General features: G+C 64.8%; 15 protein-coding genes. 5 read left to right on the top strand and 10 right to left on the bottom strand.

Annotation, left to right across the window (positions count from 1 at the left end; all coding sequences use genetic code 11):
* Positions 1 to 198: 198 nt before the first annotated feature.
* The 4 genes from M1P90_RS34410 to M1P90_RS34395 all read right to left on the bottom strand — a co-directional run bounded on the left by M1P90_RS34410 (position 199) and on the right by M1P90_RS34395 (position 4712).
* Positions 199 to 1233, bottom strand: a complete 1035-nt coding sequence (locus tag M1P90_RS34410) for an ABC transporter ATP-binding protein (protein WP_483700434.1) — start codon at positions 1231 to 1233, stop codon at positions 199 to 201.
* Positions 1234 to 1593: 360 nt separating this feature from the next.
* Positions 1594 to 2385 carry an ABC transporter permease gene (locus M1P90_RS34405; protein WP_483700432.1) on the bottom strand — a complete coding sequence of 264 codons (792 nt, stop codon included), beginning with the start codon at positions 2383 to 2385 and terminating at the stop codon, positions 1594 to 1596.
* Positions 2386 to 2474: 89 nt separating this feature from the next.
* Positions 2475 to 3329 (bottom strand): ABC transporter permease subunit, encoded by an 855-nt coding sequence (locus M1P90_RS34400; protein WP_483700431.1) that lies wholly within the window; start codon positions 3327 to 3329, stop codon positions 2475 to 2477.
* Positions 3330 to 3437: 108 nt separating this feature from the next.
* On the bottom strand, positions 3438 to 4712 hold the full coding sequence (locus tag M1P90_RS34395) for an ABC transporter substrate-binding protein (protein WP_483700430.1): 1275 nt from the start codon (positions 4710 to 4712) through the stop codon (positions 3438 to 3440).
* 176 nt (positions 4713 to 4888) lie between these two features.
* Here M1P90_RS34395 and M1P90_RS34390 point away from each other — a divergent pair, with 176 nt between their 5' ends.
* The 4 genes from M1P90_RS34390 to M1P90_RS34375 all read left to right on the top strand — a co-directional run bounded on the left by M1P90_RS34390 (position 4889) and on the right by M1P90_RS34375 (position 9377).
* Complete coding sequence (locus M1P90_RS34390; protein WP_483700429.1) at positions 4889 to 5257, top strand: ArsR/SmtB family transcription factor; 369 nt, start codon at positions 4889 to 4891, stop codon at positions 5255 to 5257.
* Positions 5258 to 5301: 44 nt separating this feature from the next.
* On the top strand, positions 5302 to 6261 hold the full coding sequence (locus tag M1P90_RS34385; protein WP_483700428.1) for an arsinothricin resistance N-acetyltransferase ArsN1 family A: 960 nt from the start codon (positions 5302 to 5304) through the stop codon (positions 6259 to 6261).
* Between the two features lie 281 nt (positions 6262 to 6542).
* A complete protein-coding gene (locus M1P90_RS34380; RefSeq protein WP_483700427.1) occupies positions 6543 to 8132 on the top strand; it encodes an NAD(P)-binding domain-containing protein in 1590 nt (529 codons plus the stop codon).
* A gap of 6 nt (positions 8133 to 8138) precedes the next feature.
* Positions 8139 to 9377, top strand: coding sequence for an MFS transporter (locus M1P90_RS34375; protein WP_483700426.1), 1239 nt, complete (start codon positions 8139 to 8141; stop codon positions 9375 to 9377).
* A gap of 90 nt (positions 9378 to 9467) precedes the next feature.
* Here M1P90_RS34375 and M1P90_RS34370 read toward each other — a convergent pair whose 3' ends face one another.
* From M1P90_RS34370 to M1P90_RS34350, 5 genes are all read right to left on the bottom strand, one after another.
* On the bottom strand, positions 9468 to 10043 hold the full coding sequence (locus tag M1P90_RS34370) for a hypothetical protein (protein ID WP_483700425.1): 576 nt from the start codon (positions 10041 to 10043) through the stop codon (positions 9468 to 9470).
* A gap of 289 nt (positions 10044 to 10332) precedes the next feature.
* Entirely contained in the window at positions 10333 to 12573 is a 2241-nt protein-coding gene (locus tag M1P90_RS34365) for an HzsA-related protein (RefSeq protein WP_483700424.1), read from the bottom strand.
* Between the two features lie 310 nt (positions 12574 to 12883).
* Complete coding sequence (locus tag M1P90_RS34360) at positions 12884 to 15421, bottom strand: alpha-L-rhamnosidase-related protein (protein ID WP_483700423.1); 2538 nt, start codon at positions 15419 to 15421, stop codon at positions 12884 to 12886.
* 13 nt (positions 15422 to 15434) lie between these two features.
* Entirely contained in the window at positions 15435 to 16049 is a 615-nt protein-coding gene (locus M1P90_RS34355) for a Uma2 family endonuclease (protein WP_483700422.1), read from the bottom strand.
* 203 nt (positions 16050 to 16252) lie between these two features.
* Positions 16253 to 18967 carry an ATP-binding protein gene (locus M1P90_RS34350; protein WP_483700421.1) on the bottom strand — a complete coding sequence of 905 codons (2715 nt, stop codon included), beginning with the start codon at positions 18965 to 18967 and terminating at the stop codon, positions 16253 to 16255.
* Positions 18968 to 19140: 173 nt separating this feature from the next.
* Between M1P90_RS34350 and M1P90_RS34345 the strand changes: the two genes are divergently transcribed.
* On the top strand, positions 19141 to 19560 hold the full coding sequence (locus M1P90_RS34345) for a hypothetical protein (protein ID WP_483700420.1): 420 nt from the start codon (positions 19141 to 19143) through the stop codon (positions 19558 to 19560).
* 52 nt (positions 19561 to 19612) lie between these two features.
* Here M1P90_RS34345 and M1P90_RS34340 read toward each other — a convergent pair whose 3' ends face one another.
* Positions 19613 to 22000 carry a hypothetical protein gene (locus tag M1P90_RS34340; RefSeq protein ID WP_483700419.1) on the bottom strand — a complete coding sequence of 796 codons (2388 nt, stop codon included), beginning with the start codon at positions 21998 to 22000 and terminating at the stop codon, positions 19613 to 19615.
* Positions 22001 to 22020 lie beyond the last annotated feature (20 nt).

Here is a 22020-nt window from a genome sequence, read left to right as displayed (position 1 = left end):
TGCGTCTTTGCGGTGAATAATTCCTCAGTCAGTCGGCACTCGACAGTTGGCAGTTGGCAGTCGGCAGTCGGCAGTCGGCAGGTACGAGACACGAGATAGCGTCCTGAGTAGCGCGTAGCGCGTATCGAAGGGTGCGGGCAGAAAACAAGTATCATTCGGGAACCTGACAACCTGGAACCTAGTAACCTGCAACACGGCCTACTCCTCGGGCACCACCCACAGCCGTTCTTTGGGCAGTGCCAGACTCACGGCGTCGCCGGGCTGGCGCGGCTGGCTGGGGTCGGCCAGCACCTGCAACTCGGCGCTGCCGGCATCGACCCAGTAGCGCATTTGCGTGCCGAGGTACATGGCCGAGCGCACGACGCCACGCACAGTGTTTGCGCCCGTTGCGCCAAAGGCAATCGCCTCGGGGCGGATGGTCAGCACGCCCGGGCCGTCGGGCGCGGCCACGCCATTCAGCTCAAACGCGCCCAGCGGGCTGATGAACTGGCCGGCAGCTTTGCGCCCGGCAATGAAATTCAGCCCACCGAAGAAGCGTGCAATCGCCGCGCTGGCCGGCCGCTCGTAGAATCCGCGGGGCGTGTCGTACTGCTGAAGATCGCCAGCAAACAGCAGCGCAATGCGGTCGGCCAGCATCACCGCTTCTTCCTGATCGTGCGTCACAAAGATCGTCGTCATCTTCAGCTCGCGCTGCACGCGCAGAATCAGCTCGCGCATCTCGATGCGCAGGTTGGCGTCGAGCTGGCTGAGCGGCTCGTCGAGCAGCAGCACCTGCGGGCCGATGATCAGGCCGCGCGCCAGGGCCACGCGCTGCTCCTGCCCGCCAGAAAGTTGCTGCGGGCGGCGCGACTCCAGGCCGGGCAGGCGCACCAGCTCCAGCATCTCGCGCACACGCCGGGCGATCTGGGCCGGTGGTTCGCCGCGCATGCGCAGGCCAAAGCCCACGTTCTCGCCCACAGTCATGGTCGGGAACAGCAGCGGCTTCTGAAAGACCATGGCCACGCCGCGCCGCTCGGGTGGGATGCCCAGCACCGAGCGCTCGCCAAAGCGGATGTCGCCGCCGCTCGGCTCGATCAGCCCGGCGATGGCTTTCAGGGTGGTGGTTTTGCCGCAGCCCGACGGGCCAAGCAGCGCCACCAGCTCGCCCGACCCAACGGTGAGCGAGAGATCGTGCACGGCGTTGCTGCCGCGGGCGTAGCTTTTTGTGAGTTTATCGAGATGAACGCTTGTCATGCGAGATTTACGATTTATGATTGACGATTTATGATTAGGATTATTACTCTGGAAAATAAATTTCCTTGTACTCAGCTTCCAGGAAGCTAAAGCCAGTTTTGCTTGAACCTGATAACCAGATGAGCTTCCTGGAAGCTTGCCCGTTGTATGAAATAACTTATTTTCCAGAGTAATTATTGACCGCAAAGAGCGCAAAGGACGCAAAGATTTTGGATTTACGATTTGCGATTGACGATTAGGATTATTGACCGCAAAGAGCGCAGGGAGTTGCAGGTTCTGCGGTTCTTGGTTCTCGGTTCTGCGGTTCTTGGTTCTTGGTTCCACAAAACTCAACACTCAGCATTCAAAACTCAACACTCCCTACATCTTCCCAAAGCCCTCCATCGCGCCCGGCTCGCCGCCGAGGTAGCGCGCCGTGGCGACGAGCAGCAGCACGGCTGGCGCGACGAACACCAGGCACAGCGCCGCCGCAATCGCGTTGTCGCCGCTGCCCGCAAAGGAGAACAGCAGCAGTGGCAGGGTAATCACCGCGCCGCCGCCGATCAGCAGAGTGAGCAGGTACTGGCTCCACGAAATCAGAAAGGCAAACAGCGCGCCAACCACCAGCGCCGGCCAGATCGCGGGCAATGTGATCAGCCAGAACGCGCGCCACGGGCCGGCCCCCAGCACGCGCGCCTGCTGCTCGAACTGCGCGTCGTAGTTCGCAAACGCGCTGGCGAGCACCAGCGTCATATATGGCACGGTTGGGATGAGATGCACCAGCGCCACGCCCAAAAAGCGCTCGGTCAGGTTGTAGCGAATAAACACAATATGGATGCCAAGCACCACGGCGATGCCCGGCACAATCACCGGCGCGAGGATCAGGAACTCGACCAGGCGCTTGCCGCGAAAATCATACATGCCCAGCGCGCGCCCAGCGGGCACGCTCACCAGCGTCGCCAGCACCGTCACGGCCACGCCCAGCGCCAGGCTATTCGCCAGCGCCGGCAGCACCTGCGACTCGGGCGCGGCGATGTAGCGCCATGCGCGCAGGCTCCACTCGGCCGGCAGCACGCTCGGGAAGGCCCAGCGAAACGCAAACGACCACAGCAGCAGCGGCACAAACGGCCCCAGCACGGCGATGCACATCAGGCCCAGCGCGACGGCTCGCAAGGCGGCAGGCTTTATGTGATTGGTTGGCAGGCGCTGATGCATATCTGCGAGTTATAGAAAGGAACCACGGAGACACGGAGGCACGGAGATTATTGACGCACCCGCCGCCCCAGCCGCAAGTACAGCAGCGCGAGCGCCGTCACCAGCGCGGCAATAATCATGCTCATAGCCATGGCCGCCGGGCGCGCGTTCAGGTCAACGTCGGTGTAGCTTTTGTAGGCCAGCACCGGCAGCGCCTGCGGAAACGCCACCCCCAGAAAGAATGGCACCTCGAACGCGCCAAACGCAAACGCAAACACGATCACCGAGGCCGAGAGCAGACCGGGCAGGAGCAGCGGCAGCAGCACATGGCGGAAGCGCTGCCAGCGGCTTGCGCCCAGCGAGCGCGCCACATCTTCGTAGTCGGGGCCGAGCGTGTGCAGCAGCGACAGCAGCACAACGCCAATAAACGGCGTTTCCTTCCACACATACTCGGCAATAATCCCCAGCCCCCAGCGGTCGAACACCAGCGGCGGAAACTGGCCGGGGTCGTCGATCAGGCCGAACAGCGCCGCCACGCGCGCCAGCAGGCCGCTCTGCCCAAGCACCTGCGCCAGCGCAATCGCCCCGACGAGATGCGGGATGGGCAGGTTCAGCTGGAAGATAAAGGTCATGGCGCGGCGGCCCGCAAAGCTCTGGCGCAGGAGCAGCGCCAGCCCAAGCGCCAGCATCGAGGCCAGCACGGTGGACGTAAACGCGACATGCACGGTCAGCAGCAGCGAGCGCAGAAACGAGCGGCTGCCCAGCACCTCGGCGTAGGCGCGCAGGCTCAGGTCGTGCGCGCCCGCGAGCGGCACGTAGCCCAGCGACTGAACCAGGCCGAGCAGCAAGCCGCCCAGAAACAGGCCACCAATCACAAACAGCGCGGGCGCAAGCAGCAGCCAGATACGGAGCGTATGGTTCAAAATCCTCTTCTTTTTGGCCGGTCTCGGCCACGAACGTGGCCGAGACCGGCCAAAAAAGGGAATTTCGGGGGCGGCAAGCCGCCCCCGAACCCCCACCACGCAGGCGGCCTACTTCTCCAGCACTTCGGTCTTCCAATCCTTCTCGATCCGCGTCAGCCAGGTGGCTTGCAGCTCGGCCAGCTTGTGCTTGGCCAGCGTGTCGCCGTCGAGGGTGGCGGGGTCGCGCGGGATGGCGTTGAACTTATCGGCGGCTTCTCTGGGCAGCTGGCTGGGCGCGAGCGGCGTGCTCCAGCCCATCACCTCGGGCTTGGCGCCCTCGGCCTGCGCATCGGGCGAAAGCAGGAAGTCGGCGGCGAGCATGGCGGCGGCTTTGTTAGGCGAATTGAAGGGAATCGCCAGATAATTCGTGTTGCCGATGGTGCCGCTGTCGAAGACCCAGGTGCGCGTGGTTTTCGGGAAATGGCCGGTGGCAATCTCGCTGGCGGCGTGCGACGGGCCGTAGTTCATCGAAATCCACACCTCGCCGTTCGCAAACAGGTCGGCCTGCTTGGTGCTGCTTTCCGGGTAGGTGCTGCCGTCGCGCCACAGGCAGGGCTCGACGTCGTTCAGCATCTTCCAGGTTTTGGCGGCTGCCTCGCTATATTTCGCCTCATCGAACGGCCCAAGCAGCTTGGTATAATCGCCCGCCGCCGCGTAGAACACATGGCGCACAAACACGCTGCCGGTGAAATCGGGCGGCGCGGGGTAGGTAAACTTGCCCTTGTTCGCACAGGCCCACGCAAACAGGTCGGGGATGGTCTTGGGCGGGTCGGGGATTTTGGCGCTGTCGTATTCCATCACAAACTGCGCCGAACCCCACGGCGACTCGTCGTACTCGACCGGGAAGCCAAAATCGTTGGCAATGGCGGGGTTCTTCCAATCGACAAACTTCTGGCTGGGCAGCAGATCGGCCCAGTTGCGGAACAGCAGGCTGCCTTCCTTCATGGTGCGGAAATTTTCGCCATTGATCCAGATCAGATCAACCGAGCCGCCGCTGTTTTTGCCAGCCTGCTTCTCGCCCAGCACCTTGTTCACCACCTCGGCGGTGTCTTTCACCGGCACCTGCTTGAGCGTGATGCCATATTTCTCCTTGAGTTGCTGGGCTGCGTAGCCATTCACATAGGTGTTGATCGCGTCACTGCCGCCCCACATATACCAGTTCACCGTCTGGCCTTTGGCCGCCGCCGCAATCTGCTCGAACGACATGGAACGAAAGCTATCTTCGAACGTGCCCGCCGGCGCGCTCGTGGCCCCGGCAGCAGCGCCAGGCTGGGCAGCCGGCGCGCCGCACGCGCTCAGCAGCAGGAGCATCCCGAACATTGCACACAGCCATATTCGGCGCATGCGCGTCCTCCTTCTTCTCAGAATATTCAATTCAAGCGAGGCTCGCTACAGTATGCGATGTGGGGAGTGCGGTTGGATGCTGATTATGCGCGGCGAAATATATATTGACAAGCTTCGATATAGATGGTATGCTCTTCTCAGCAGCAACCTGGCTGCGCACAATGGCTGAAACGACAATGAGCGACGTTATAGAACTTGAAGCACGGCAGCTTGGCACACGCTGCTGCGAGGGCGAAGACCTGCTCCAGCTCAGCACCCCCGAGGCGCAAAGCCTGAGCGACGATGTGAGCATCCTGGCGCATCCGATTCGCCTGCAAATCCTCGACATGCTGGCGCGCAACGCCGGCCAGGTTTGCGTGTGCGATCTCGAAGCCGCGCTGCCCGTGAAGCAGCCCACGGTTTCGCACCACCTCAAACTGCTGCGCGCCGCCGGCCTGATCGACTGCGAGCGCCACGGGCTGTGGGCGCACTATTTCATCCAGCGCGATGCCCTCCAGGCGCTGTACCGACGCGTCAATGGGCACCTGCAAGGGCTGGTTGGCTAGCGTTCTTTTCGGTTTCCTTTCTCTGGTGAACTGCGGAGCTTATATTGAACATCGTCAATGTACCCGAAACTCTGCCAGTGCCCGCGATTGCGCCCGCCACCCCCGGCGACGTGGACGCGATTGAGGCGCTGCTGAGCGCGAGCGCGCTACCGCTCGACGGCTTGCGCGAGCACATGGGCGCGGCGCTGGTGGCGCGGCAGGATGGCGCGGTGGTTGGCAGCGCGGCGCTTGAACTGTATGACAACACCGCGTTGCTGCGCTCGGTGGCGGTTGCGCCCGCGCTGCGCGGGCAGGGGCTGGGGCAGCAACTGGTGCGCGCCGCGCTGCGGCTGGCGCGCGAGCGCGGCGCGGGCGAGGTCTACCTGCTCACCGAAACGGCGGCGCTGTTTTTCGAGCGGCTGGGCTTTGCACCGATTGTGCGCAGCGTGGTCGCGCCAGCAGTGCAGGAGTCGGTGGAGTTCACGGGCGCGTGCCCGGCCAGCGCGCAAGCCATGCGCCTGAAGCTGGCGCGCTACACCACGCGCGCGGCTACCCCCGCCGATGCCGAGGCGATCACACGGATCTACAACCAGGGCATCGATGATCGCGTGGGTACGTTTGAAACGCGCCTGCGCAGCGCCGAGGATATTCGCGCCTGGTTCGATGGGCAGCATCCCGTGGTGGTGGCAGAAGACGCGGATGGCGCAATGGTCGCGTTTGCCTCGACATCGACCTACCGCGCGCGCGAGTGCTACGCCGGCATTGCCGAGTTTTCGGTGTATGTAGCGCGCGAGGCGCGTGGGCGCGGCGCGGGTGGCGCAGCCATGCGGGCGCTGATTGCAGCGGCCGAGGCGGCGGGCTTCTGGAAGCTGGTGTCGCGCGTGTTTGTCGAGAACCACGCCAGCCGCACGCTGCTCGGGTCGCTGGGCTTCCGTGAGGTGGGCGTGTACGAAAAACACGGCAAACTCGACGGCGCATGGCGCGATGTGGTGATTGTTGAGCTGCTGATTGCAAGCAATGCGTAGTTCGTAATGCGTAGTGCGTAGTGCGTAGTGGATTTTGCACGGCTACGCACCACGCACTATATCTCTTGTTTCTCAATTGTCGAGGGCAGCACGTAACACGGCAGGTTCAGGTCAAAGTCGCAAAATTCACGCACACATTGCCAAGATATGAGGTCTATAATCTGCGTAATCTGCGTAATCTGTGGATGAAACGTATTCCCATTCCAACGTTGGCATGGCTCTGGTAACAAGGTCATTTCTGTACTTTCTATATCGAAGCGTATCAATATAAGGAGAAACCCATGAACACATCCACACTTCCCGTAGCCGTGATTGGCGCTGGCCCGGTGGGAATGGCGGCGGCGGCGCAACTGCTGGCCCGTGGCGCGACGCCAGTGGTGCTTGAGGCTGGCCCGGCGGTAGGCGCGAATGTGCGGGCCTGGGGACACGTGCGCCTGTTCTCGCCCTGGAAATACAATGTCGACGCGGCGGCGCGCGCGCTGCTGGAGGCGAGCGGCTGGGCTATGCCCGAGGGCGACGACTTCCCGACCGGGCGCGAACTGGTCGAGCGCTACCTGGCACCCCTTGCAGCGCTGCCGACCGTGGCCCCGCACATCCGCGTGGGCACCCGCGTGCTGGGCATCAGCCGGCAGGGCGTTGACAAAATGAAAAACGCCGGACGCGAGCAGGCGCCATTTCAAATTCATATCGCCACGCCCGACGGCGAAGAGATGCTGCTGGCGCGCGCGGTGATCGATGCCTCGGGCGCGTATGGCACGCCCAGCCCGCTTGGCGCGAATGGCATGCCGGCGGTGGGCGAGCGGGCGCTGCGCGACGATGTTTTCTATGGCATCCCCGACGTGCTGGGGGCTGAACGGGCGCGCTACGCCGGGCGGCGCGTGCTGGTGGTGGGCAGCGGGCATTCGGCTTTTAATGCGCTGCTCGACCTGGCCGAGCTGGCTGAGCAGGCGCCCGGCACGCAGGTGACCTGGGCCATCCGCCGCAGCGCGCCCGGCCAGATGTTTGGCGGCGGCGCGAACGACCTGCTGCCGGCGCGGGGCGAACTGGGCAGCCGCGTGCGCGCGCTGGTGGATGCTGGCACCTTCCGCCTGGAGCAGAGCTTCCGCATTGGCAAGCTGGCGCGCACCGGCGCGGGCATTGTGGCAAGCGATGGCGAGCGCGTGCTGCCGCCGGTCGACACGATTATTGCGACCACCGGCTTCCGGCCCGACCTCGCGCCACTGAGCGAGCTGCGGCTGGCGCTCGACCCGGCGGTGGAAAGCCCGGTGCAGCTCGCGCCGATGATCGACCCGAACTTCCATAGCTGCGGCACGGTGCGCCCGCACGGCGAGGCCGAACTGCGCCACCCTGAGCCTGGCTTTTACATCGCGGGCATGAAGAGCTATGGCCGCGCGCCGACCTTCCTGATGCTGACGGGCTATGAGCAGGTGCGCTCGATTGCGTGCGCGCTTACCGGCGACGCGGCTGGCGCGGCGCGGGTCGAGCTGGAGCTGCCTGAGACGGGCGTGTGCTTCACCGACTATGAGATCGGCTCGTGCTGCGGGGTTTCGCAGCCCGCCGAGCAAGCCGACGTTGCGCTGGTGGCAAGCGCAAGTTGCTGCGGGCCGGTTGCTGCCGCGCCCGTCGCTACAAGCAGCATTGGCGTGATCGACCTCGCGCCGGTGGCAGCGAGCGCGGGCTGTTGCGGCCCGGTTGCCGCCGCCGCGCCAGTGGCGGTGGTGGCGAGCGCGAGCTGCTGTGGCGACGACTGCTGTAGCGGCGGCACGGCCACGGCTGGCTGCTGCGATGACGATTGCTGCGCGACGGAAGACGCGCCGGCGCAGCAGATCGAGCTTGCGCCGGTGGCGACCAGCGCCGGCTGCTGCGGGTAGCGCCCAGTGCTCGCAAGCCAAACGCGCGCCGGCGCATTCTACGGCTGGTGGATCGTCGGCGCGCTCGCTTTTACCGAAACAATCAGCTGGGGCGTGGTGTACTACGCCTTTGCCGTGCTGCAAGGGCCGATTGGCGCGGCGCAAGGCTGGTCGCAGGTGGCGGTGACGGGCGCGTTTTCGCTGGCCTTGCTGATGGCGGGGCTGGCGGCCGTGCCGGTGGGTCGCTGGATCGACCGGCACGGCGCGCGCGGCTTGATGACCGCCGGGTCGTGCGCGGCCATGCTGCTGCTGGTGGCGCTGGCGCGGGTTGAGCAACTGTGGGCGCTGTACGCGATCTGGGCCGGGCTGGGACTGTGCATGGCCGCGCTGCTCTACGAGCCAACCTTTGCAGTGGTCACGGTGTGGTTTGTGCGGCGGCGCGCCCGCGCCCTGGCAATTGTCACGTTTGCGGCTGGCTTTGCGAGCACGATCTTTGTGCCGCTGAGCGCGGCGCTGGTGCAGGCCTACGGCTGGCGCGCGTCGTTGCTTGTGCTGGCGGCGATCCTGGGCCTTGGCACCATTCCGCTCCATGCGCTGGTGCTGCGCCGCCGCCCGCACGACCTGGGGCTGCAGCCCGACGGCGAGCCATTACTGCCCGGCAGGCCGGCACAGGCCGCGCCGCTGGCGGGCGTGCGCTTTGGCGCGGCGCTGCGCACATCGGCCTTCTGGTGGCTCGCCGCCGCGTTTACGCTCACCAATCTGGCTGCCACCGCCGCACTCATTCACCTCATCCCCTTTCTCGGCACGCGTGGCTACAGCGCGGGCTTCGCGGCCTGGGCCACCGGCCTGATTGGCGCGATGAAACTGCCGGGCCGCGCACTGTTTGCGCCACTCGATGCGCGCCTGCCGCGGCGTGTGCTGGCGGCGATTCTGTTCAGTTTGCAAGGCGTGGCGCTGCTGGTGCTGATCATTGCGCCGGGCGCGGCGGGAGTGCTGCTGGCGGTAGCGCTGTTTGGCGCGTCCAGCGGGGCAACAACGCTGGCGCGACCGGCGCTGCTGGCCGAGCGCTTTGGCGCGGCGGCCTACGCCAGCATCAGCGGGGCGGTGGCGCTGCTGCTGGCCTGTGCGCAGGCGCTGGCCCCGGTTGGCGCGGGCGCGCTGCGCGCCGGGCTGGGCGGCTACCCGCCGGTGCTCGGGCTGCTGGCGCTGCTGTCGTTCGGGGCGGCGGGGGCAGTGTTTGTGGCAATGCGGGGTGCGGCGGCGTAGGCAGGGTGAGGAGTCAGAAGTCAGAAGTCAGAAGTCAGGAACTACGCACTACGCACTATGCTGGCCAGTGCGTAGTTCCTGACTTCCGTATCAAGTGCTTGGGCTTGGCGTAACGGCTGGCGGGCTGGTCTGCGCAGTTGCGCGCTGCCCATCGATCAGCAGCAGCACGATCAGCACAACTTCCACTGCTTTGTCGAGATAGCCGATCAGGTTGAAGCGAAAGCCCGAGATCAGGAAGTACATGACGATGGTCACGGCGGCAAAGGCGATCAGCAGCCAGCGAATTGCCGAGCGGTAGGCGCTGAGCGCGGGCAGGTTCAGCGCACCTACCAGCACCAGGTAGCCAATACCATTCAGCAGAAACAGATAGGGCAGCGGAATCGGCAGGAGCCGCATGATGCCAAAGGCAGCGCCGCGCCCGCCACCTTGAAAGCCACCAGCCGGCGCGGTGCCATTCTGCCCGTTCGCCTGAAAGCCACCGGGCGGCGGGCCACCCTGCCCGTTGCCGAGGCGCGAACGGCCTGCAAAACCACCCGGCCCGCCGCCGGCGAACATGCCAATGCCACGCTGCAAATGAACGAATGCGGTGATGACTACCAGCACGATGATCGCGATTTGCAGCGCGCTGATAACGCGGGCTGCGCGCTGGGTTTGTACTTGCGCCATTCTGATTCTCCTTGCGCTTTTCGCTCTGCGGGCGGGCGCACACCAATGAGTTTTGTTCCAGGCACACGATACTCCGCGAAACATACGGGAAGGATGAAGCCGAGATTGGAATTTGATGTGTAAAGCTGTGCGCTTTGGGCGCAGGGTTGGGGGATAGGGAATGGGGGTTAGTGATTGCAATGCTGACTTGCCTTATTTGCACATCGCTTTCACAATCATGCACGAAGGCAGCAACGAAAAAGCGCCGGGCGGTTCATACCACCCGGCGCTTGTGTAAGTAAGCCACGCGCTACTGTCGCGAGAGCGGCACATAAACCGGGTTGGTCGGCGTTATGAGCAGCTTCCACGATTTCAGAAGCTGGCGCAGCGCCTCGGGCGAGTTGGTCGGCGCGGTGTGGCCAGCCTGGTCGTACTGGCTTAGGCCGTGGCAGCTTGCGCAGACGCGCACCTCACCGGGCTGGAAGGTCAGCCAATAGCGCTCGCGCACCACGCCCACGCCCGCCGCATCGGTGATCTGCCACGTCATTGCGCGCTGGGCAGGCACAAATGCCGCCAGCGAGCCATCGCTGGCCAGCGCCACGCTGCCGGCCGGGCCTTTCGCGCCATTCAGCATGCGCGCAGTGGAGTCGTGCATGACCTGGGCCAGCACGCGCCGGCCAGGGTTGGGCGTGTTGCTACAGCAGCCCGTCCAGCCGCGCAGCTGGTCGCCCTGGAAGAACTGCGCAAAGGCGACATCATAGATTTTGCCGCTTGCGCCGGTGGTTTGCGTGCCGCCGGGGATACGCAGGTTAAACGGCTGCTGCTTGTCGAGGTCGTCGCGGCGGGTGACGTTGCGCGTAACCAGCAGAGCCAGATTGCGCTGGACCATGTACGCCTGCAGGGCGGCCGGGTCGACTCCAAGCTGCTGGAAGACGGCCTGCTCGGGCGCGGGCAGCGGGCTGGCCAGACGCTGCGGGCGCGTGCGGGCGCGCACTTCCACCGGGCTCATTTCCCACAGCGGGCCAGAATAGCTTTGCAGCGTGTCGGGGTCCCAGTAGCTGATCGATTTGCTGATGCCGCCGGTGAGCGACGCGCCCGCCACCGAGAATGAACCATTCACCGTCAGCGGCTTGAGCTTGAAATCGTAGAGCGACGCCTGCGGGCCGCCGTTCTTGGCGTCTTCGCCAGTCTCGGCGGTATGCGCTGCGACGACCGTGCCATCGCTCAGCACCAGCGGGTCGCGGTAGTGGCCGGAATTGTTGGGCGTGGCCGTGGTGCTGGCCGTGTCGCGATGCGTGACGTAGGTGACCGCCACATGGTCGGCGTCGGTGATGGGCGGCGCGTCGAGGCGAATGACCTGACCGGCGGCGTGCGTGCCGAACTCGGGCGCATCGACGGCGTAGTAGCGGCCGGGGTGCTGCGGGTCTTCGGCAATTTGCAGCATGTTCTCAAGGCGGTTGGTGTTGAAGCGGCTGTACTGCCCATAGTACTCAATAACGTTTGTATCATCGGTGCGCGCGCCGGCGATGTAGCCGTGCAATTCGTGCCGGCCCAGGTGGTTCAGCACCTCCGAGTCGGTGCCGTCTTCGTTGATCTGCCAGGGGAAGAACTGGTTGAACGAATGCCCGGCCAGATTCGTGCCGGCCAGCAAGTCGGTGCGCGTGCTGCGCGGCTCGGGAAAGATTTCGGTGCGGTCGTTCAGGCGCTGCGCGCCCGCGCTTTCGTCGGAGTAGTTGAATGTGCCGTAGGTGTTGGAACCCGTCGTGTCGGCGTCGGCTTGTTGGTCGCGCTGGAGATGATCCCACTGCGTGAACAGCACGCGCCCAAAGCTGTCGATCAGCGGCGTGAAATCGCCCGACGGCGCGTGGTTGAGCAGGCGCAAGTTTCCGTTGGCCGGGTCGAGGCTCCACAGGCCGGAGTTGGTTGGCGCAAGCTCGTACTCGTCGAGCTGCGGGTAGAGGTGCGCCGCGCCATTGCGCGGGCGGTCGCTGGTGAAGATGATGCGGTCGTCGGTGCCGTAGATCGGGCTGACATTATTGAAGTTGGCGGGCTGGCGCGGCACCTTCGTGATCACAGGCATGTCGTTCACGCCCAGGCCGGTGATTTCGTAGAGCTGCCAGAAGAAGGTTGCCACCTGATATTGCTTGGTTGGCGCGCCAATCACCATGCTGAACACGGCTTTGCTGCCATCCCAGTAGACATCGGGGTCGCGCACGGCAATGGCGTTTGCGCCCTGCTGGCCGGCGCTGCCATAGCCGGCTGCGGCGGTGAGGTTCTTCAGCGTGCCGTTCGGGTAGCGAATCCACAGGTCGCCGCCGCGCGTGGCCGACTGGACGTCGGCGTGGTGGTTGCCGAACACCGAGCCAATCGTGGTGAAATCGGCGCGCACCGGCACTTGGGTCACAAACATGATCGGGTAGGGCGTGGTAGGGGCAGCCGATGCCAGACGCGCCCACGGCAGGCCGCCGCTCAGCAGCGCCAGGGCCGCCAGCGCCCACAGCGCGAGGCGGTTGAAGGGTCGTGCGGGTGAGGAAGCAGGGAACAATAGCACGATTGCACCTCGTTGTCGTAGATTGCTCATAAAAAAAGCCCGGCGCAGCAGCCAGGCACACTCATCATAGCCGGGAGCGCGGGGAATGCAAGCTACCCATTCGGGCTATTTTGTGCAGTACGCAGGGTATAGCCGCGGGCAAAACGACAGCGCCACGGAGAGCACAGAGGGCGCTGAGAAATCGCTAGAGAAGTAACCACCAAGGCACCAAGACACCAAGAAATACTGTTAAGGCAGATTTTCAGGTTTTGAGTGTAAATTTCTTGCTCTGTGCGCTCTGTGCGCTCTGTGGCCTAATCGAATCTTTTCGCTATGCGGCGGGCAGGGTTGTGGTGAACGGTTCGCCGCCGGCCAGCGCCCGCCGCTCGCCATCGGGCAGGAAGAGCGTGCCGTCGCAATCGGGCGGCAGAGCGAGGGCGAGCTGCACGCCACCGTCGGCGGGCGCGGCGACGAAATGGATGGGGCCGCGCACGGTGCGCGCCGTGAGCGCCAGCGCGCCAATGCCGCCAAGCTGCGGGCGAATATGCACATGCGCAAAGCCCGGCGCAGCCGCCGTAATGCCGGCGATGTTCTGGAACAGGATATTCAGCGGCGCAATCGGGCAGTGGCTCCACTGGTCGCCGGAGTCGGGGCGGGCGTGCCAGAACTCTTGCAGGGTGTTGTTTTCGCGCACCGAGCGCATGGTCGCCCAGCGCGCCCGCAGATCGGCCACGGCCACGTCGGCACGACCGCCCCGGCAGAGCGCCTGCAAGCGCCAGATCGCGTTGGCCGGGTAGGAAATGCCCAGATCGGCGGGGCATGTGGCAAGGGCTTCTAAACTGCCGGCCACATCATTTCCAACACATTGATCAAACAGCACCGCCGTCGCCAAGGAACGGTCGCACAGGCGCGGGCCGGCCTCTTCATGGAGCCAGGGCAGGTTGTTCACAAACAGGCCGCGCGATGAATCCCAGAAGCGCGCCTGCGTCGCCGCCAGCAGCTCCGCGCCAAGCTGCTCCCACGGCGCGGGGTCTTCGCCAAACATGCGGCAGAGCGGCGGGAGCGCGTGCGTGAGCATGGCGGCGGCGTAGAGGTTGAAGGCGCACTGCTTGTGGCGCTGCTCCGTGTATGCCTCGTGGTCGATCCAGACCGCAGGCACGCCCAGATCGGTCACGGGCAAGAGGCCGTCGGCACGGCGCAGCGCGGCCAGGTAGGCGGCAAAGCGCAGGAGGCGCGGGAAGGGCTCGCGCACGGCGTCGCGGTCGCCAGTTTCCCAGTAGTGCTGCCAGCAGTCGAACACAAAGCCAACGCCGTGATCGAGCAGCGGCCCCCACCAGGCCACGCCGGTCTGGCGCTGCATCAGGCGCGCGAGGCGATCGTAGGCCGGCCAGCAATCGAGAAAGAAGCCGTCGCTGGTGATGCCCTCGCTGAAGGTGCGCAGCGCGCGGCGCGGCAGGCGCGTTTCGCCAAAGGCGTAACGCACGGCCACAAGCTGGTGGCCGCAGTCGCCGCTGTACTGCTGGCGCTCGCGGCCCATGCCATCGACGGCGGTTTCCTGCGCGGAGTTGTGCAGCGTGTTGATCGCGGCGTCGAACAGGCGCTGAAGCGCGGGATCGGCAACTTCGATTTCGGGCGCGTGCGGCCAGGGAAAGACGCGCCGACGCACGGCCACGCCCGACACGGCGACGCGGGCGGGTGCGGCGTCGCTGCCGTAGGGCTGGCGGATGTGGAGTTGCAGCCAGCGCAGCGACTCGAAGTCGAAGCACGCGAAGTGGTTTTCGCCCTCGCGGCACACAAAACGCGACCACGCAAAGAAATGTGTGTCGAGCCAGGGCGGGCCGGCGGGATCGTGCGCCTCCTGCGTCATCAGCTCGACCACCGTGCCGGCCGGCGCAAGAATCGTGAACATCGGCCAGCCCACGATTTGCTCAGCGAACTCGAAGGTGAGGAAGAACGCTTCACGCGACGATGGACCAAGGACGAACGACCAAGACTCGTCGTTACCTGACACGCCCGCCTGGCTCATCGGCGCCTGCTCGCCCTTCTCGTGTCTCGTGTTTCGGGTCTCGTGCTGCTGCCCCTCCGTCGGTCGTCCGTCGTCCATTTCGATCTCAAATGCCCCGGGAATGCGGAACTCAAACCAGTCGAGCGGGTCGCGCAGCCAGCGCACGCGGCCCGTTGCGGCCAGGCGCAGCGCGGGAATAATCGTTTCGGTGAGCGGCGGGATCTCACGCGGGCGCAGCGCGCACTCCTCGGGGTCGGCGCCGTCGCTGCCGAGGTACTCGTAGGCGCCATTGCAGATCGCGGGCTTGTCGGCGCGGCCGGGCAGAATGTGGGCAGGGAGCCAGCGCGCGTCGGGCACGAAGTCGGGCGTGTCCCAGCCGTGCGGGTGCAGGCGCGCATCGAATTCTTCCTGCAAGGCGCGCAGAAACCAGCGCTTGTACTGGCCGGGGCGGTGTGCGCGGTCAAGCAGCGCCAGCCAGCTCGCGTCGCTCACAATCGTCTCGCTGCGGCCGTCGGCGTGCGTGATGTCGAAGCGCAGGAGCAGGCCGGGCTTGCCGCCAGCATAGGTGCCTTCGCCCTGCCCGTAATACAGCACCTCGACGCCCAGCACATTCTCGCCAACGCGAAGAAAGGGCGCGAGATCGACCGGGTCGACATCCATCTGGCGCGGGTCGCAGGGCGCGGGGCCCCACTGCACGCGCTGGCCGTTGACCGTCAGGCAGTAGCGGCTGTCGGCGGTGATCCAGCCAGTGGCACTGCGCGGCAGCGTATCGAGCTGCACAACGCGGCGGAACAGCACAAAGCTGTTTGGCAGGGTGCGGCCGGCCGGCAGCCAGATCCAGCGGGCGGGGGCGAGATCAATCATGGCAAAAATGGGGTTATTCGGCGTCGAGCACAGCGTCGACCGCCACAAGGAAGCCTTCGAGCAGCACGCTGGCGGCCTGCTCGCCGCGACGGTACACGCCCGCCTCGCGGTAGCTCGCGCCATCGAGCGCCAGCACCGAAACGGTCGCGTCGAGCGGATTGACGATCCAGTACTCGGGAATGCCGGCCGCCGCATAATCGGCGCGCTTGGTTACTGTATCGCGCTCGGGGTCGTCGGGGCTGACGATCTCGACCACAAGATCGGCGCCAAGCCAGAAGCGATCCTGGCGGCGCGGGTCGCGCGCATCGCGCACCAGCAGAATGTCGGGCTCGCGGAACGTGCCGGGGCGCACTTGCAGGCGGAGTGGAGCAACCAGCACTTTACCGCCTGACGCGCGCAGAAAAGCACGCAGCAGATCGTACAGAAACAGCAGAATAACCTGATGCTTATCGGTTGGCATGGGCAGCACCTCGATCGATCCATCGTCGAACTCAATCAGGCCTGTGGCATTGTCGCTCAAAATGAGGTACTGCTCCTCGGTCCAGAACCATTGAACAGGTTTCAGACTGAACACATCGTCGTTTGGGGCGACGACCCGCCATCCGCGAGTTGTCAGGTCAGTTGCCATCGCGCTGTTCCTCCTGCGTGCAGGGCATCAGTATAGCATAGCGCCACGCCCGGCCCCTGAACCGGCGGGCTACATACCAGGTCATGTCAACGTTGAAATGGAAACGAGAACTATCCACAGATGACGCACATTATAGAGATATGAGGCATCTCATCTGCGTCATCTGTGGATAAATTTTGCGACTGTGACACGGTCCTGCGCACTTACGCCATCGCCTCTTCCACCGCTGCTTCGAGCGTGAGCGCCTGCCCTTCGGCCCACAACGCCTCAAACGCGGCATCGCCCAGGGTTCGGCGCAGATCGGCCAGCATGGCATCGCGGCGCGGGCGGTCGACGGGCGGCAGGGGCGCATGGAGCGCGGCCCGGCTCGCGGCGGCGCTGCCCCACAGCCGCACAGCGCGTGCCGTGTTGCCTTCTGCGCTTGCGACGGCAGCCAGCCCTTCGATGCAGGCGGTGCAATCCCATTTGGCCTTCATAGAACGAAAGATGACCAGGCTATCGCGGTACAGGCGCGCCGCCTGCGCAACATTGCCCTGATCATACGCCACTGCGCCATAAATCAGCCCGCGCACGCCAGTGTTGAAAGGAACGGCGCTGTGCTGATCGAGCTTCCGAGCTTCTTCGAGCAAGCTTTGGGCATAGTCGAACTTGCCCTGGTAGCGCGCCACCATCGCCAGGCCGCCGAGCGCAGAACTTACGCCGCCGGTATGCCCGAGCCTGCGCGACAGCGCCAATTGCTCACCAAAAAGCTGCTCAGCGCGCACAAAATCGCCCAGGCGAACCGCAATCATCGCGCGGTCGGACAGGGTGTCCATAAGTTCAGGTTTATCCTCGAGTTCACGCGTCAGAACAAGCGCCTCGTCCACAAATTGCGCGCCCTGTTCCAGGTTGCCGAGATCATGAACCAGCCAGCCCATAAAACGCAAAGCGGTGGCGATTCTGCGCAGATCGCCCGTTTCGCGGAACAAGCGCAAGCTTTCTTCACCCAGTGGCAGCGCCTGATCGAAATGGCCGTCCCAGTGGGCAACAAGATAAGAACGCGGGATCAGCGTTGTGGCGATCCCGTGGGTATCGCCAAGCTCGCGATAGAGCGTCAGGCTTTGGTCAAATATTTCTACCGAGCGAGCAACATCGCCGCGCATCCACAACACCCAGCCTAACGAATGAAGCGCATCGGCAGCGCCACGATGCTCACTTGCCGCCGTAAAATGCTGGAGTGCCTGTTCAAGCGAAGGAATAGCGGCATCCACATCTTCCTGATAGCGGGCCAGGTCGCCAATCACCAGCAGCGCCTGCGCATACATCGCATCGGGCAGGGGTTCATGTTCGGCCTGTGCCAGCAGCGCTTCGAGCCACTGCCGACCTTCGCTCAGCGCGCGACGCCTGATCCAAGCGGAATGCAGCGCTGTAGCCAGGCGCAGTCCTTCGATGATGCGGTTTTCTCGCAGCAGAAAGGCCAGCGCGGCGCGAATATTTTCCCAATCGTGGTCGAGCCGGGCGAACCAAAGGCGCTGTTCCGACCCGAGCAGGTGCGGGGCGGCAGTTTCGGTCAGCGTCAGGAAGTGTGCCGCGTGGCGCGAATGCACTGCGTCTGCTTCTCCGCTCGTTGCCAGCATTTCCAGCGCATACTCGCGAATCGTTTCAAGCATCATGAAGCGCTGATCTTCGGCATCCCGAAACTGCTGGTCTTCCTGAAGCAGGCTTTGGTCGAGCAGCGAGGCAATACCGGCTTCCATATCTTCTCTGGATACTGTTGCGGCGCATACCCTTACAGCCGCCGCGAGCGTCCAGCTACCCACAAATACCGCCAATCGGGCAAAAAGCTGCTGCTCAGCGGGCGAGAGCAGGTGGTAGCTCCAGTCGATGGTTGCGCGTAATGTTTGCTGCCGCGCCGGCTGATCGCGCGCGCCGTCGGTCAGCGTTCCGAGCCGGTTTTCTAGGCGCGACAGCAGCACCGTGGGTGAAAAAAATTTGCTGCGCCGCACAGCCAGCTCGATCGCCAGCGGCAAACCATCAAGCCGGGCGCAGATCGCCGCGATTACGGGCGCGTTTGCAGCCGTAATGGCAAAATCACCCTTGACGGCTTGCGCGCGCGTGACAAAGAGCGTAACCGCTTCTGAAGAACCCTGCGCTTCGGTGGCATCGGCCATCTGTGCATCCGGCAGCGCGAGCGGCGGCACGGGGAACTGGTGCTCGGCCGCGATTCGCAGCGGAATGCGGCTCGTCACCAGCAATTTCAGCGCCGGAAGCTCGGCGAGCAGTTCGGCAAGCTGCACCGCGGCTGCATGAATCTGTTCGAAATTATCCAGCACCAGCAGGATCTGGCGGTCGCGCAGGGCGGCCAGCACGGTTTGCTGCAATGCCTGGCCGGACAGCTCCTGCGTGCCCAGCGTTTGCGCAATGGCCGAAAGTAGTAGCGCCGGCTCGGAGATTGGTGCAAGCGCGACAAAGCACACGCCGTCGCTGAATGCCGGCTGCGCGGTTCTGCCCGCTTCAAGCGCCAGGCGCGTTTTGCCTACCCCACCCGGCCCGGTCAGCGTAAGCAGGCGCACATCTGCGCGTCGCAGCAGAGCGCGCACGGCGGCGATCTCGGCTGCACGGCCAATCAGCGCTGTGGGCGCAACAGGCAGAGCGCCAGGATGCGGCGTGTTGGTTGCTGTTTGGTCAGGTGCAGCCAGCCGCAGCGGGCTGATCAGCTCCTGCGCGGCTCGCAGAAATGCTGCGCGCTCGTCGGGCGCAAGCTCCAGGTGCTGCGCCAGCAAGGCGGCAATCTGCGCCGAGGGCCGCCGCTCATCCGCCTCGATTTTGCGGATAGTTACCGCCGCGCAGCCCACGCGGCTGGCAAGCTCGGCCTGGGTAAGCTGTAGCGCCACGCGGCGGATTTTAAGCCAGTGACCCAATGAAGCGATCTCGTGCATTGGCGCATCCTGGCACGTCCGGCCGCTCGCACGGGGGCAAGCAGACGGGTTCAGAACATATACGCTGAGAAATATCGGGAGCGATACAGGAAATTGTATCACAAGCGATACCAATTGGCCGCGCAAACATGCTGTCATGCAGGCACCTTCCACACAGCAGACAGGAAAGCGACATGACTCGCTTGCTTGCGATTATGGGCGCGCTGATACTGATTTCGGCTGGCACGCTGGGCGCGTGGATGGCGGCGCGCCCGCCGCTGGCATCGCTGGTTGTGCCCGCAGCAACGGATGTTCAAGTGACGCGGCTGAATTGGAATGAATGGCAGATCAGCTACCGAGTGCCCAAGGCAGCGCCGTGGTCATCGGAGCTTGGCAAGCAGCTCCAAGCGGCGGGATGGGCGAGCGATGGCCCGGCTGGCTATGGCGCGCTGGCGCAAACCTACAGCCACGCCATGCCAATCGGGGTGGGCGAGCTGTGGGAATGGACGTACCTCACGGTTGAGCCGCTGCGTCCTGATGTCGCCAAAATTAGGCTGCGGCGATACATTCACCTGTCGTGGCCGGGTGTTGGTTTACCGAACGGAGCGCATTAGCCACGCGCACCCTTCGATACGCGCTTCGCGCTACTCAGGATGCGCAGACCCTTCATTTCCCAGAACCCGGATAACGCCCCCACCAGAAAAGCCAGCCGCCCACCATTAAGGCCACCAGCGAAAGCGCCGCGCCGAACATGGCCACAAGCGGGCGGTACTCGAACACGACGGTGTGCGCGCCGGGCGGCACCACCACGCCACGAAACAGGTAGTTCGTGCGCAGGATCGGCACCTCTGCGCCGTCGATCGTGGCACGCCAGCCGGGGAAGAACATCTCACTCGCAACCAGCAGGCGCGGCGCATCGGTGCTGGCGGCGATCTCCAGCCGGTTGGGTGACTGGCCCGTAACGCTGGCGCTGCTTGCGCCCGCGCCCGTGGCGAGGTCGGCTGGCAACGCGCCTTCGACCAGCGACGTTTGCCGCGCATCAAAGCCGGGCGCGGTGACAGTGCTCAGCACCGCGGCGGGGTCGTTTTCGCTGCGCGCGCTGCCAGCGAAAAATGCGCGCGGCCACACCAGCGTGTTCTCAAACACGCGCACCTCGCGGCTGCGGTAGATTTGGCGGAACTGCGGGCCGATCAGCGGCTGCTTCATATCCACCGGCACCAGCAGGTAGCGCACATTCAGCGCGGGCAGGATCGGGCTGCTGGGCTGCAAGAGGGCAGGGTTCGCCAGAAAGCCATATGAGACATCGCTAACCCTGGTGCCGTACAGGTAGTCGGTGTAGCGGCGCGGCTGCAGCGAATTGAAGCCATTGATATCCTCGACGCCAAAGGCCATCGCCCAACTCACCGCCAGCGTTTCCTGCGCCGCGCCCGGCACCATGTCGTTCGAGCCGCTCAGGAACGTCGCCTTGCGGAACGGCTGCCCGTCGCTCTGGAGCGCGCTCAGCACTGCGGGCCGGCGCTCGAACTGTGCTGCATTCATCAGCGGCTGGTAGCTCACCGCGTACACGCCCATGTCGGCCAGCAGCAGCAGCGCCGCCAGCGTCAGCGAGCGCGGGCCGGGCCGGCGCAGCGCCCAGAACCCGAGCAGCGCGCCGCTCGCCAGCGCCAGCGCCAGCGGAACATACCCGCTCAATCGACTTTCGACCAGATGATGCATGTTCGCAGGCTCGATGTCAAGGATTGGGCGCGCATTGGGACGGCCCGCGAACCACAGCCAGAAGGCGGGCGCGATCACAATCAATATGGCGCTCAGGATCGTCACCAGCCGCGCGCCCGCGCTGCGCGTTTCAATCAGCCATTGCAGGCCAAACGCGGCAAACAGCGCCAGCGCAAACGAAACCAGCACCAGCGCCCGCTCGACATCGCGCAGCTTGCCGAGCACCGGCGTGGCGTACACCAGCCCAGCCAGCGGCGAATACTTGCCCGCGCCAACGATCACGCCCGCGAGCGCCAGCAGCAGCAGCCACACGAGCGTGAACCAGCGCGTGCTGAACTGGCGGCGCAGTGTGCCAGCCAGCAGCAGCGCCACGCCCAGTGGCGCAAGCGCCAGCGGCAACATGCCCACATACGCGCTATGCTCCCACGCGCGCACCGCCGCGCTGATGCCCATTGGCACATTGCCAAACAGGTGCGGCTCGATCTGGCCGTACAAGAAGGGAAACAGGAACAAGAGCCAGTCGGTGCCATGCACGCCCGTTCCCATCACAAACTCAAAGGTCGCGCCAGCCGCACGCGGCGAGGCCAGCCCAAGCTCGATCCACGGCGCAAGCTGCACGGCGGCCAGGGCGTAGCCAAACACGTAGATGCCAACAAGCCGCAGCGGCAGCGTCAGAAAGCTGCGCCAGCGCCCACTTTCGGCGGCGCGTACCAGCGCGAGCAGGCCGAGGCCAAGCGCGGTGTAGACTGGAATTTGCGGGTGGCCGGAAAAGGCGTGCAATGCCGCGCCCACGGCGGCGAGCACAAACGCCCGGCGCGTGCGCAGGGTCAGCGCGCGGTCGGCCAGCCACGCCAGCAGCGGCACCAGCGCCGCGCCGCTCATGATCGAAAGATGGACGATCCGCGCCGTCAGAAAGCCCGAGAACATATACGCGAGCGCGGCAATCAGCGCGGGCAGCGCGCCCAGCCCGAAGTGGCGCGCGCAGAAATACATGCCCACGCCCGCAATGCTGAACTGCAGCAGCACTGCGTAGCTCAGCGCCAGCGCGCCGGGGAACAGGAAGAACAGCCAGTTCGGCGGGTAGAACATGGCCGTCTGGCCATCGCCAATCAGCGGGATGCCGCTAAAGGCGTAGGGGTTCCACAGCGGCAGGCTGCCGCCGCGCAGGATGTTCGCGCTGACGATATGGTAGGGGTAGAAGTAATACTGCAGGTCGTGAACGAAAAAGGTGCGCTGGCCAAGCGTGAGCGGAAGGAACAGCAGGAAGGGCAGCAGCGCAAGCACCAGCGGGATGGCCCAGGGGCGTGCCGGGCGCGTGCCGACGGGGTTCGTTTCCACAGATTGCACAGATTTCACAG

The sequence above is a fragment of the Kouleothrix sp. 19917 genome, assembly GCF_057073505.1.
This window is presented reverse-complemented; position numbering and strand designations above follow the sequence as displayed.

Bases quoted from the DNA above. Each gene is read 5' to 3' on its own strand.
- M1P90_RS34410 (WP_483700434.1), bottom strand. From the start codon at position 1,233: ATGACAAGCGTTCATCTCGATAAACTCACAAAAAGCTACGCCCGCGGC.
- M1P90_RS34395 (WP_483700430.1), bottom strand. From the start codon at position 4,712: ATGCGCCGAATATGGCTGTGTGCAATGTTCGGGATGCTCCTGCTGCTG.
- M1P90_RS34390 (WP_483700429.1), top strand. From the start codon at position 4,889: ATGAGCGACGTTATAGAACTTGAAGCACGGCAGCTTGGCACACGCTGC.
- M1P90_RS34380 (WP_483700427.1), top strand. From the start codon at position 6,543: ATGAACACATCCACACTTCCCGTAGCCGTGATTGGCGCTGGCCCGGTG.
- M1P90_RS34370 (WP_483700425.1), bottom strand. From the start codon at position 10,043: ATGGCGCAAGTACAAACCCAGCGCGCAGCCCGCGTTATCAGCGCGCTG.
- M1P90_RS34360 (WP_483700423.1), bottom strand. From the start codon at position 15,421: ATGATTGATCTCGCCCCCGCCCGCTGGATCTGGCTGCCGGCCGGCCGC.
- M1P90_RS34355 (WP_483700422.1), bottom strand. From the start codon at position 16,049: ATGGCAACTGACCTGACAACTCGCGGATGGCGGGTCGTCGCCCCAAAC.
- M1P90_RS34350 (WP_483700421.1), bottom strand. From the start codon at position 18,967: ATGCACGAGATCGCTTCATTGGGTCACTGGCTTAAAATCCGCCGCGTG.
- M1P90_RS34345 (WP_483700420.1), top strand. From the start codon at position 19,141: ATGACTCGCTTGCTTGCGATTATGGGCGCGCTGATACTGATTTCGGCT.